Source organism: uncultured Sphingorhabdus sp., assembly GCF_937872355.1.
Lineage (GTDB): Bacteria > Pseudomonadota > Alphaproteobacteria > Sphingomonadales > Sphingomonadaceae > Sphingorhabdus_B.
In genome coordinates this window covers 1-11,516 of sequence record NZ_CALMSV010000175.1, presented here as the reverse complement: position 1 = coordinate 11,516, position 11,516 = coordinate 1, and the positions used below count along the sequence as shown (strand labels likewise).

General features: G+C 55.9%; 12 protein-coding genes. 10 read left to right on the top strand and 2 right to left on the bottom strand.

The features are described 5' to 3' along the window. The first annotated feature begins 264 nt into the window (after positions 1-264). The 3 genes from Q0239_RS11565 (at position 265) to Q0239_RS11555 (ending at position 1,867) form a co-directional block, all read left to right on the top strand. The gene (locus Q0239_RS11565; RefSeq protein ID WP_298602901.1) at positions 265-1,299 is read left to right on the top strand and encodes a DUF4424 family protein; all 1,035 of its coding nucleotides are present in this window, start codon (positions 265-267) and stop codon (positions 1,297-1,299) included. Positions 1,300-1,391: 92 nt separating this feature from the next. Then, entirely contained in the window at positions 1,392-1,550 is a 159-nt protein-coding gene (locus Q0239_RS11560; protein WP_298602899.1) for a hypothetical protein, read from the top strand. A gap of 41 nt (positions 1,551-1,591) precedes the next feature. Then, complete coding sequence (locus tag Q0239_RS11555; RefSeq protein ID WP_298602896.1) at positions 1,592-1,867, top strand: DUF3297 family protein; 276 nt, start codon at positions 1,592-1,594, stop codon at positions 1,865-1,867. On the opposite strand, the gene Q0239_RS11550 is transcribed toward Q0239_RS11555, so the two are convergent. Further along, positions 1,864-2,997 carry a serine hydrolase gene (locus Q0239_RS11550; RefSeq protein ID WP_298602893.1) on the bottom strand — a complete coding sequence of 378 codons (1,134 nt, stop codon included), beginning with the start codon at positions 2,995-2,997 and terminating at the stop codon, positions 1,864-1,866. The genes Q0239_RS11555 and Q0239_RS11550 overlap by 4 nt on opposite strands. Before the next feature lie 31 nt (positions 2,998-3,028). Between Q0239_RS11550 and Q0239_RS11545 the strand changes: the two genes are divergently transcribed. Beyond that, positions 3,029-3,406 carry a hypothetical protein gene (locus tag Q0239_RS11545; RefSeq protein ID WP_298602890.1) on the top strand — a complete coding sequence of 126 codons (378 nt, stop codon included), beginning with the start codon at positions 3,029-3,031 and terminating at the stop codon, positions 3,404-3,406. Here Q0239_RS11545 and mnmA read toward each other — a convergent pair. After that, positions 3,403-4,527 carry a tRNA 2-thiouridine(34) synthase MnmA gene (gene mnmA, locus Q0239_RS11540; protein ID WP_298602888.1) on the bottom strand — a complete coding sequence of 375 codons (1,125 nt, stop codon included), beginning with the start codon at positions 4,525-4,527 and terminating at the stop codon, positions 3,403-3,405. The genes Q0239_RS11545 and mnmA overlap by 4 nt on opposite strands. A gap of 166 nt (positions 4,528-4,693) precedes the next feature. On the opposite strand from mnmA, the gene Q0239_RS11535 reads away from it, so the two are divergent. From Q0239_RS11535 to Q0239_RS11510, 6 genes are all read left to right on the top strand, one after another. After that, positions 4,694-5,068, top strand: coding sequence for a hypothetical protein (locus Q0239_RS11535; RefSeq protein WP_298602886.1), 375 nt, complete (start codon positions 4,694-4,696; stop codon positions 5,066-5,068). A 7-nt stretch (positions 5,069-5,075) separates the two neighbouring features. Beyond that, on the top strand, positions 5,076-5,375 hold the full coding sequence (locus Q0239_RS11530) for a DUF1153 domain-containing protein (RefSeq protein ID WP_298602884.1): 300 nt from the start codon (positions 5,076-5,078) through the stop codon (positions 5,373-5,375). A 162-nt stretch (positions 5,376-5,537) separates the two neighbouring features. Next, on the top strand, positions 5,538-5,801 hold the full coding sequence (locus Q0239_RS11525) for a GlsB/YeaQ/YmgE family stress response membrane protein (protein WP_298602881.1): 264 nt from the start codon (positions 5,538-5,540) through the stop codon (positions 5,799-5,801). A 251-nt stretch (positions 5,802-6,052) separates the two neighbouring features. Next, entirely contained in the window at positions 6,053-7,255 is a 1,203-nt protein-coding gene (locus tag Q0239_RS11520; RefSeq protein ID WP_298602878.1) for an efflux RND transporter periplasmic adaptor subunit, read from the top strand. After that, a complete protein-coding gene (locus Q0239_RS11515) occupies positions 7,252-10,383 on the top strand; it encodes an efflux RND transporter permease subunit (protein WP_298602875.1) in 3,132 nt (1,043 codons plus the stop codon). The genes Q0239_RS11520 and Q0239_RS11515 overlap by 4 nt, the downstream gene beginning before the upstream one ends. 109 nt (positions 10,384-10,492) lie before the next feature. Next, a partial coding sequence (locus Q0239_RS11510) for a DUF445 domain-containing protein (protein WP_298602905.1) occupies positions 10,493-11,516 on the top strand: 1,024 nt, incomplete at its 3' end.

Sequence of the window (11,516 nt, the reverse complement as noted above, 5' to 3'; positions counted from 1 at the left end):
AACCACCCTGGCGGCCGACGCGGCCCCGCTGTCTGCCCTGCCGCAGCCATTCAATCGCCGCCCCGGATGGCAGCCGCCAGCCGTCGTCGTGCCCATCCAGGGCCAGCAAGCGCGCCCCCTGCGACCGGCCCGCCTCCCCGCCCCGCGCCCCCGTGTTGCCCCCGCCGTCGCGGGCGCCATCCGCCCCGCCCCGCCAGCGCCCAAGATTATCGCGTCGTAATTTCCGGCTTTCATCGCCTGCCCTTGGCATGGCATAGCCATAACATGAAGAAATTTATCGCCTTGCTCGCTTTGGGTGCCGCCGCGGCCCCGTCCTTCGCCAACGATAGTAGCGCCGCCATTGGACTGGGCGGTCTCGAACTGACGCAAAATGCTGCAATCAGCATGGACAGCGAAGACCTTTTTCTTTCGCGCCAATTGGTGACGGTGAAGTACCGTTTCACCAACAGCAGCGACAAGGATGTCGAGACACTAGTCAGCTTTCCCCTTCCACCTTTACCGAACGGGATAGAAGGATACATAGACGCCCCGTCCTTTTCCGACTGGCGCGAGCAACTGGAGTTCAAAACGTTGGTCGACGGGAAGCCGGCAACGCTGGGTTATTACGAGGTGGTAATATTAGCGGGAAAACCCGATGCCAAAGGCGTAGAGGCGCGCCTGAAGACGCTAGGATGGCCAATAAAACATTGGGATGATTATGAATTTAGCGAAAAATATGTCGACAAGCTGACTCAGGCCGAAAAAGACTCACTGGTCGCCGATGGCTTGCTCCGCAAGGAACCGGACAGCGATTATTATGCGCCCAACTGGCAGATTCAGGCGCATGTAACACGCAAACAGCTCTTCCCTGCAGGCAAGACCATCACCGTCGAACATAGCTATAAGCCCATTGCGGGCGGGAGCGTCGGCGGAATGCTGTCGCCCGAATATCGCAAGGACAGCGAGTATTTTAACGAGTATCAGGCCGCCTACTGTATCGACAATGCCTTCCTCAAAGGCTTTGACAAACGCATATATGCTGAGCGTGCCAAAGCCAAAGCACGCGGCGACGAATATGGCGTCGCCTATACCGAGCATTGGCTGGACTATGTATTGAAGTCGGGCGCAAACTGGAAAGGGCCAATCAAGGATTTCCGGCTTGTCGTTGACAAGGAAAAGCCCGAAAATCTGGTCAGTTTCTGCATGGATGGGGTGAAGAAAATCAGCCCGACTCGCTTCGAAGTCCGCAAATCCAACTTCGAACCTGCGCGCGACATCCAGATCCTGATCGCTGAATTCTATGATCCTAACGCCTTGTAATATGGCGTATTGAGAGTGATTCGCAAAAAATCCAAAACCCTGCTACATAGGTCAGGTTCTTCTGGTTGACAGTTTCGGGAAGGAGTCTGTCCATGGAGCGTTTCGAAGATCATGACGAATTGACAGAAACTGAAGCCAGCGGCGGCGTGAAGGAACATGGTGTGCGCTATGTCCTCGGCATTTCGCTGTTCTTGGCAATTGTTCTGCTGTCGATCATGTGGATCATTCCGGCGGCGAACAGTAGCGGCTAAACCATTGCCATCAGCGCGGCTTTGCGGCAAAGGCGCTGCCCATGACTGACAGCAACAATCTTCCGCCCGACCGCCTTTCGATCCACCCCTTCAGCGAATATTTCGATCAGGACGCGCTTTCGCGCGGCATCGGTATACGCTTCAAGGGCGAGCAGAAGACAACGGTTGAGGAATATTGCATTTCCGAAGGCTGGATAAAGGTTTCCGCTGGCAAGAGCCGTGACCGCCACGGCCGCCCAATGCAGTTGACCCTCAAAGGCCCGGTCGAAGCATGGTTCGAAGATCTGGGTGACGACGCACCGGTCGCCAAAGCCTAGCTTTTCGGAAAGATTGCTATCAGCTTCGCGATCTGATCATTGATCGGATCGAGTTGATCGTCTTGCGTCTTGCCAAGACGAACGATCGTCAGCCGATGTTGCGGCGAAACGACAATGAACTGGCCGAGATGGCCTAGCGCCGCGAATACATCCGATGGCGCCTTTCCGGGGAATAGCACCTGATCCCTTCCCTCTGGTCGCCTTTTGTTGAGCCACACATGCCCGCCATAGGCCGGATCGTTCGCGCTCGACGTCTTCATGAATCGAGTCCAGCTGGTTGGCAGCAATTGTGCCGAGCGAACCGATCCATTGTTGCGCAGGAATTCGCCGAATTTTGCCCAGTCACGCGCGGTAGCATGGATCATGCTGCCACCAAGCATCGTACCGCTGCGGTCAAATTCGGGAACCGCGCTGGTCATGCCCAACGGCTCGAACAACCGTCCGCGCGCATATTCAAGCATTGCGTTACGCCGGACAACAGGATCGCTGCTATCGGTCAATGTCCGCGTCATGATGTCGGCCAATATGTGGCTGGTCGCTGTGGAATATTCGAACTTGCTGCCCGGCTTGGCCTCTAGATTGCGCTTTTCCGCATAACGCGCGACATTTTCACGACCGTCGAGGAACAGCAGGCGGGTTGTATCAGCCTCGTAGATGGCTTTTTCGCCTTCTGCCATTTCAGTATGATCGAGCCCCGACGACATATGCAGCAAATGGCGCAAGGTAATCTTGGCCCGCGGATCGCCGGGGCTGGCCCATTCGGGTACCGGTGCAGGATCGTCAAGCACCAACAAACCATCAGCCACCATCATGCCAATAAGTGTGGCCGTCACGCTTTTGGCCATAGACCAACTGATCAGGCGACTATCTGGTCCGTAACCGGGCGCATACCGTTCAGCGATCACCCGGCCGCCATGCATGACGACGATCGCGCGGGTAGCCTCCAGCGCTGGATCCTCGAAAAAAGGTGCGATGGGCGAAGCAAGACGTGCCTTCCCGGGTGCAGCATCATCGGCAATATTTTCAATCGCCGGTAAAGTGTCCGCAGGCTTAGGCTCGGCTTCACCGCCGCAACTTGCGAGCAGCAATGAAATGGCGGTTGCACCAAGAGGCAATTTGTATCTAGGCATGGTGCGGATGAATGCACCAGGAAGGCAAGCCATGGCAACCGCAACTTCAAAGCCACCGACAAAAGATGGCTGGCCGCTGGCTAAGAAAATCAAATTTGGTGCGACGACCATTGGTGCGTTGGTTGCCCTCTGGCTCGTCTTCAACTTTGCCCACATTAAGGCGCAGGCCAAACTTGGCGCATCCTATGGCGCACATATCGCCTGCTCATGCCGCTATATCGAAGGTCGGCCGTTGGCATCGTGTGAGAAGGATTTCGAACCCGGAATGGGGCTGGTCTCCGCCAGCGACGATCCGGACAACAAACGGGTAACCGCGTCAGTTCCTTTGCTTGCCAAGGCTGTAGCCGAACGACGCGGAGAATTTGGCTGTATTCAGTTGAACCAAAGCGAAATCGACGCGCTCGACTAAGCAGCGGCGCTTAGCAACGCGCCTGCCGTTTCCTCAATCCAGCCGCCGCCCAGCACTCTATCGCCTTCATACCGCACAGCGGCCTGCCCCGGCGCCACGCCATATTCGTCTGACGCAAAGCGCAACCATTCGCCGTCCATCTTTGCCGGGACGGGCCTGGCGAGCGAACGCACCTTAGCCATCACCTGGCGTCCTTGGACATCCGCAAGCCAGTTGGGTTCGACGATGCGTGCCGCACTGACAGCCAAGGCGCGCTTTGGCCCGACAACGACCGCCTGCGTTTGCGGATCAAGCCGGACGACATAGAGCGGCTCCGAAAGTCCACCGATTTCGAGCCCGCGCCTCTGCCCCACCGTATAATGAATCAGCCCTTTGTGCCGCCCTAGTTCGCGACCTTCCATATCGACGATGGGACCATCACTGTCCGCTTCGGGACGAATTTTGCGGACTACCGCTGCATAGTCCCCTTCAGGTACAAAGCAGATATCCTGGCTGTCTGGCTTGTTGGCGACGACCAAACCCATTTCCTGAGCGATTTCACGCACCGCAGGCTTGGGCATACCGCCCAATGGGAAGCGTAAGAAATCTAGTTGCTCCCCGGTAGTTGCAAACAGGAAATAACTTTGGTCTCGGGCGGGATCGAGCGCGCGGTGTAGCTCTGGGCCTGACGCACCCTCGATACGGCGGACATAATGGCCGGTCGCCAGACAATCCGCACCCAACTCCTTGGCAAGACGAAACAGGTCTGTGAATTTCACACCCATATTGCAACGCACGCACGGAATGGGGGTGCGGCCACGCATATATTCATCTGCGAAATGGTCGATCACCGAATCGCGGAACCGGCTTTCATGATCGAAAACATAGTGCATGATTCTCAGACGGTCGGCGACGGCGCGAGCATCTCTAATATCCTGACCGGCGCAACAGCTCCCGGCCCGCTTCACCGCACTGCCATGATCATAGAGCTGCAGCGTGACGCCGATTGTCTCGGCGCCGGATCGCGCGGCAAGCGCAGCAACGACCGACGAATCGACTCCACCCGACATCGCGACCACGATTCGCTTGCCAGCCAGATTCTGACCCAACTGGAAATCGGGAAGGGAAAAATTCTTATCCATTGTTCCAAGATTATGTCGTTTTAGCGCACTACAACCCTTGGCCGGACGAAAATTCTCGTTTCGGTACAGCTGGGGCGCCTAAATGATAATTACTGTTAACCTCACCTAATGCCGTGTGAATGGCCAATTTACCAGACGTTATGTGTGTTGGTGTAAATGCATCGACATGGACATGAACTTTCCCCATCCGAAGCGTCGGCAATTGCAGCCGCACCGAGGCGGTAAATTTGCCGAACTCGTTGCTGCTGCTGTGACACGCCAGATGGCGAGCATAACCACGCAATTTGCTGCAACAGGTCCGGACGGCATCCTTGTGTCGAACGATCCGATTAGCGAGCGGATGCGCTTCTTTGCAGCGCCTAAAGGTTCGCAAAGACAGGCGGCGTCTGGCGCGTTTTTGCCGTCGGAATTGTTCGGGCCAACCAAAGTAAACAAAATCGACGCAAACATTTACCCTGACGCTTTAGCGAATGGAAAACCCTATCTATTTACTGAGAGTTCGCCGGGACAACCGGCGGCTTTGCGGGGCATGGAAAATTGAGGATAGCATGATTGAAAACCAGAAAATCCGGCCTGCACAGGTAATTGGCCCGCTCGGCGAGCCGCTTACCATAGACAGTTTGCCGCCTCCAGAGACCACCCGATGGGTAGTCCGTCGCAAGGCGGAAGTGGTCGCAGCTGTTAACGGCGGTCTCTTGTCGGTTAGCGAGGTTTGCGAGCGCTATGGGCTGACACTGGAGGAATTTGCTTCATGGCAACGCGCCATTGATCGTTCGGGAATGCCGGGATTGCGGGTGACTCGGATCCAGCATTACCGAGATCTGTATGAGCGCCAGCAAAAATACTGACGCGGCCTAAAGTGATCGCGCAAAAAAGCCCGGTATTCCCGGGCTTTTTTGTTGCCCTGTGTAAACTGTTTTAGTCGGCTAAATCAGTATTTGCGTTCCTATGGTCAGGCGATATGCTGCGTGAAGGCAGGAAAATGCCTTTTTAGAGCAGGAGGACAATCTATGGGTTGGATTATTGCAATCATCGTCGGTGGCATTGCAGGCTGGCTCGCCAGCAAAGTAATGAACCGTGACGCTTCCATGGGAATAGTCTGGAACGTTGTTGCTGGCTGTGTGGGATCGGTTGTTGGCAACCTTATCGCAAACCAGTTCGGAATCGTCGGCAGCGTGAAGGAGTTTTCGTTGACTGGCCTTCTTGTGGCTTTGGTCGGCGCGATAATCGTGCTGGGTATCCTGAACCTTATACAGCGCGGCAAAGTCCGCTAAGTCTGACGACTTGAATTTTTGAAGGTCGGGGCGGGAGCGCTCCGACCTTTTCCTTTTTGTTTTCTATCTCTTGACGTCGTTTGTCGAAAATAGTCGCAGAAGTTCCTTTTTGGATGTTTTCAGCGGAGTTTGGCCGTATTTGTCGACCAGTACCGACATAATCCCGACTTGCACCCGGTGATTTATTACAATAATACACCCGTCAATAGTTACAACAATCTCCCCGCGGGGTCACCCGAATGGACACTACCATGAATTTCGAAACCAGTATAACCAGTGACACCGACCTTCTCGATCCGGATGGCGCTGCCCAACGTCGGCGTAAAAGAAATATGTGGATCGTTGCCGTTTTGGCCGTGTTGGCCGCTCTGGCAGCTGCCTATTTCTTTTTTGGCGGCACTGGTTCCGAAGGCGGTGCCGCAGCCGGGGCCGACAAACAAGGTCAGGCACAGACCGTTTCGGTAATTGCTCCTGGGCGGGATACGATTGCGCGCTCGATTTCGGCTACCGGAACATTGGCGGCCCGCCGTGAAATCCCGGTGGGCGTTGTCGGTGAAGGCGGCCAAGTATCCCAAGTATTTGTCGATGCAGGTGACTGGGTCCAGCAGGGACAGGTTCTTGCGAGCATTGAGCGTTCTGTCCAGTCGCAACAGATTATTGGTCAGGAAGCGCAGATAAATGCTGCACGTGCCGACCTACAACTCGCGCAGAACGAATTGGATCGTGCGATGCAGTTGGTCAATCGCGGCTTCATCTCGAAGGCCGATGTCGATCGGAAAACTGCAACCCGCGACAGTGCAAGGGCACGTGTGGGCATCGCGGAAGCGCAACTAAGAGAGTTGCGCGCACGAACCGCTCGTCTTGACATTCGGGCGCCAGTTGGCGGATTTGTTCTAGAACGCAATGTAGAACCCGGGCAGACCGTAACCCAAGGCAGCGGAGTTCTTTTCCGCATGGCGAAGGGCGGCGAACTGGAATTGCAGGCACAACTTGGTGAAGCCGAACTGGCTGGTATCGCAGTTGGCGTTCCGGCAACTGTCACGCCTGTTGGCAGCGATCGTCAGTTTACTGGCACGATTTGGCAAATTTCGCCTACTATCAACGCCCAATCCCGTCAGGGTATTGCCCGCATTGCCCTGCCATTTGATCGCGCGCTCAAGCCGGGCGGTTTTGCCTCGGTGGAAATCAAGGCAGGGGCAGTTACTGCCGCGATTTTGCCAGAGTCAGCAATCCAAAATGATCGCGACGGCAGCTTTGTGTATATCGTCACAGCACAGAACAAGGTTCAGCGGCGCCCGGTAAAAACCGGCATCGTCACCCAAGAGGGCATAGCAATCAGCGAAGGGCTGGATGGCACCGAACGGGTCGTTCTCTATGCGGGCGGCTTCCTGAATCCGGATGAAACCGTCACCCCCAAACTCGTCAAGTCCGCGTCGCAGGGTAAAGCTAAATGAACTTCCGCAACATATCGGCATGGTCGATACGCAACCCAGTCGTACCGATTGTCCTGTTCATTGCCCTGACACTTGCGGGAATCATGTCCTTCTCGCGCATGGATGTGCAGAATGACCCCGATATTGAATTCCCGGTCGTCGTCGTTGCCATTTCCCAACCCGGTGCCTCACCGGTAGAGATTACAACGCAAATCACCCAAAAGGTCGAATCTGCGATCCGCAGCGTTCAGGGCGTGCGCAACATTGATGCCTCGGCCTCGGAAGGTAACACTTCTGTCAGCGCTGAATTTGAAATCGGTGACGATATCAACGCGGCTGTCAGCGAAGTAAAAAACGCGGTGGACCAAATTCGCGGCGATCTGCCGGATGGCATATTGGAACCGCAGGTTTTCAAGGTAGCAACCTCAAGCGATCCGATTGCCTATTTTGCGGTTGAAGCTTCGGACATGACGCTCGAACAGTTGAGCTGGTTTGTCGATGACACCGTTTCGCGGCGCCTTCTGGCGGTTGAAGGCATGGCATCGGTTAGCCGTAATGGCGGCGTAAATCGGGAGATCCGCGTTATTCTCGATCCTGCCAAAATGCAGTCGCTTGGTGTTACCGCAAGCCAGATCAACTCGGTTTTGCGGCAGCAGAATCTGAACGCCGCAGGCGGGCAATCGGAAATTGCAGGATCGCGCCAGTCGGTTCGCATTCTGGGCAATGCCACCAACGCCTATGAACTTAGCCAGCGAAATATCAGTCTTGGTGGCGGACGGTCGGTTAAGCTCGCAGATGTTGCAGAGGTAACAGATGGCTATAGCGAGCAGCGCTCTATGGCCTTCGAAAGCGGGCGCCAAGTTGTCACTTTCGGCATGTCGCGCGCAAAGGGCGCTTCCGACGTGACCGTGTTCGACAATGCCACCATTGAAATGGAAAAAATTGCCAAGGAAAATCCGGGCATAAAATTTACGCCGCTGTTCAACAGCGTCGCCTACACCAAGGCCCAATATAAAAGTTCGATGGCTGCAATGATCGAAGGCGCATTGCTCGCGATCGTCGTTGTGTTCCTGTTCCTTCGCGATTGGCGCGCAACCATCATTTCGGCAATTGCCATTCCGTTGAGCGCAATTCCGACATTCTGGTTCCTCGACCTCATGGGCTTCACTTTGAACACCATGTCGCTCTTGGCACTGGGTTTGGTTGCGGGTGTGCTGGTCGATGATGCGATTGTGGAAATCGAAAATATCGTGCGGCATATGCGCATGGGCAAATCTGCCTATCAGGCGTCGATTGATGCGGCGGACGAGATTGGCCTTGCGGTTGTGGCGACAACCTTCTCAATCGTGGCAGTGTTTTTACCCGTTGGTTTGATGCCCGGTGTTGCCGGACAGTTCTTCAAGAATTTCGGTCTGACCGTCGTCGCTTCGGTGCTGATGAGCCTTGCCGTCGCACGTATGATCACACCGATGATCGCTGCCTATTTTTTGAAATCCGGCGGCATTGCCGAACATGGCGAAGGTCCGCTGATGGACCGCTACATGAAGATTTTGCGCTGGTCGCTAGGTCATCGTCGCTGGATGATGGGAATAGGTGTTCTCGCATTGGCGCTGACGGTGCTGCTGATGGCAGTTCTTCCGAAACAATTCTTCCCAGATGGCAATCAGGATTTCACGCGAATCCGTATTGAAATGGTTCCCGGCACTACGCTCGAACGGACCAAAGCGGTTTCCGATGAGGTCGTTGCGATTGTCAGGAAGGAACCTGAAGTAAAAACCGCATTGCAACGTGTGGGTGAAGGTAGCGGGAACATTTTTATAACGCTGCACGAAGAACGTGATCGCACCAGTCAGGAATTCGAAGAGGCATTAACGCCAGTTTTGTCGAAGATTGCGGACGCACGTGTATCGTTTTTGACATTCGGTCCCGGCGGTGGCGGTTCTGGTCGCGACGTATCCGTGATGCTTTCGGGTTCCGATCCTGCACAACTTGACCGGACAGCGCAAACGCTTGTCGAGGAAATGAAGACGCTCAAGGAACTGCGTGCACCGCGCATCGCAGCCGATCTGCAGCGCCCCGAGCTTATTATCAAACCACGGCTTGATCTGGCATCACAACTGGGCGTTACCACTGTTGCGCTCAGCCAGGCCATTCGCATCGCGACCTTGGGCGACATAGATCAGAACAGCGCCAAATTCTCGCTGTCTGACCGGCAGATTCCAATCCGCGTGATGCTGGCCAAGGAATCGCGCCAGAACCTTGCTAATATTCGCAACTTGCCAGTGCCAACGGCGAGTGGTGGCTCGGTTCCACTGGAGCGCGTTGCCGAAATTAGCTTTGGCGCGGGGCCGACTACTATCCAGCGCCGCAACCAGAATTTCCGTATCTTCGTTGGCGCCGATTTCGCGCCAGGAATTATCTCGTCTGATGCCGACGCCAAGATCAACAACCTTCCTGTGATGAAGAACCTGCCCACCGGCGTGTCTCGTGCACCTTTTGGCAGCCAGGAATGGGAACAGGAAATGCAGCGCGACTTTGGTATCGCGCTTATTTCAGGGACGCTGCTGGTGTTCGCCGTGCTGGTACTGCTCTATCGGCGTTTCATGTCGCCGCTTGTGAACATGGGATCGCTGCTGTTGGCGCCTCTGGGCGGGATGTTGGCCCTTGCAATCGTCGGTCAACCGATTTCGATGCCCGTGTTCATCGGCGTGTTGATGCTTTTCGGAATCGTCGCGAAAAACTCGATTCTGCTAATCGACTTTGCAATCGAAGAGATGGAACGTGGCGCCCCCAAATTCCAGGCAATCATGGAGGCCGGGCACAAGCGCGCCCAGCCGATTGTAATGACCACGGTCGCAATGACCGCAGGCATGATACCAACGGCACTGTCGCTCGGTGGCGATGGCCAATGGCGTGCACCGATGGGAACCGTGGTGATAGGCGGCTTGATCGTTTCAACGGTGCTGACGCTGTTGATCGTCCCGGCGGGTTTCAGTCTGGCCGATGGTCTGGAGAAGCGTGCGGGGCCGTGGCTGCGTGATCGTCTGCTGACTTTCAAACCTGGCGATGATGCCGACGATCCGGAAAGTAGGTCAAAGTCCGGTGGACCTTCCACAGGCCTGTCCCCCGGTTTGCAGCCGGCCGAGTGACTTTGCCCGATAAGCACGCTAAACGTTTGCTTGAATGGTAAAATCGGTCAGCCAGCTCAATCAGGCAGAACGGGAGCGCTATATTTGGCGCGATGACGAACTGCGCAAGATGCGTCGTATCGCTACGGCGTTGCTCATCCTGATGGCGCTGCTGTTTGTCGCTGGCATCCATCTCGAGCGCAATGTGCATCCACACTGGGGCTTTTTAACTGCCTTTGCCGAGGCTGGCATGGTGGGCGGTCTGGCAGACTGGTTTGCGGTAACCGCTTTGTTCCGCCATCCGCTTGGCATTCCGATCCCGCATACGGCGATCATCCCGAACAACAAGGAACGCCTAGGCAGAACGTTGGCGGGTTTCCTGCGCACCAATTTTCTGCGCACTGGCATTGTCGCGCGCAAAGTGCAGACGATGGACGTGGCAGGCGCAATGGGGCGTTTCCTGACGACACCTGGGTCCGGCGAAGGCCGGATGCGGATGGGGGCCTCACGGCTGCTCGGAGACATTGTCGAATCGCTCGATGACGAACGGCTGGGCGGCATTGCCAAAGGCGCGGTACGTACCCAGCTTGAAAAGCTGGACATTGCGCCGCTGCTCGGACAGTTGCTGGCAGCGATGATCAAGGAACGACGGCATTTACCCGTGCTCGATGGCATCATCGCATGGGCCGCCAAGACACTCGAAGCCAACGAGCATATCATCCGTGCCATGGTCGAGGAGCGCGCTGGCACGATCATGCGCTGGACTGGGCTCGATGACCGCTTAGCCAATGCGATTGTCAGCGGCCTTGAAAAACTGCTTAGTGATATGGCTGAAGACCCCGACCATCCCTTGCGCGAAAAGGGCGAGGAAGGGCTGGAAAAACTCGCGCATGGTTTGCGTCACGACAAGGAATTGCAGGCCAAGGTCAATCATTGGAAGCAGGAACTTTTGAAAAACCCGGCTTTCGCCAAATGGATTGATGGGTTGTGGGGTCAAGGTCGCGATGCTTTGCTGAAGGCCGCGCGCAATCCGGACGCTGCGCTGGCCGGAAGCTTTGGCGAAGCCTTGACCAAATTGGGTGCAACCCTGCAGGACGACGAACGTCTGAAGCGTCAGATCAACCGCTTCGCCCGCCGCGCCATCGTCGGCACGA

What these genes read in the sequence shown, in the direction of transcription:
- Q0239_RS11565 (WP_298602901.1), top strand. Translation starts at nt 265, where the DNA reads ATGAAGAAATTTATCGCCTTGCTCGCTTTGGGTGCCGCCGCGGCCCCG.
- Q0239_RS11560 (WP_298602899.1), top strand. Translation starts at nt 1,392, where the DNA reads ATGGAGCGTTTCGAAGATCATGACGAATTGACAGAAACTGAAGCCAGC.
- Q0239_RS11555 (WP_298602896.1), top strand. Translation starts at nt 1,592, where the DNA reads ATGACTGACAGCAACAATCTTCCGCCCGACCGCCTTTCGATCCACCCC.
- Q0239_RS11550 (WP_298602893.1), bottom strand. Translation starts at nt 2,997, where the DNA reads ATGCCTAGATACAAATTGCCTCTTGGTGCAACCGCCATTTCATTGCTG.
- Q0239_RS11545 (WP_298602890.1), top strand. Translation starts at nt 3,029, where the DNA reads ATGGCAACCGCAACTTCAAAGCCACCGACAAAAGATGGCTGGCCGCTG.
- mnmA (WP_298602888.1), bottom strand. Translation starts at nt 4,527, where the DNA reads ATGGATAAGAATTTTTCCCTTCCCGATTTCCAGTTGGGTCAGAATCTG.
- Q0239_RS11535 (WP_298602886.1), top strand. Translation starts at nt 4,694, where the DNA reads ATGGACATGAACTTTCCCCATCCGAAGCGTCGGCAATTGCAGCCGCAC.
- Q0239_RS11530 (WP_298602884.1), top strand. Translation starts at nt 5,076, where the DNA reads ATGATTGAAAACCAGAAAATCCGGCCTGCACAGGTAATTGGCCCGCTC.
- Q0239_RS11525 (WP_298602881.1), top strand. Translation starts at nt 5,538, where the DNA reads ATGGGTTGGATTATTGCAATCATCGTCGGTGGCATTGCAGGCTGGCTC.
- Q0239_RS11520 (WP_298602878.1), top strand. Translation starts at nt 6,053, where the DNA reads ATGAATTTCGAAACCAGTATAACCAGTGACACCGACCTTCTCGATCCG.
- Q0239_RS11515 (WP_298602875.1), top strand. Translation starts at nt 7,252, where the DNA reads ATGAACTTCCGCAACATATCGGCATGGTCGATACGCAACCCAGTCGTA.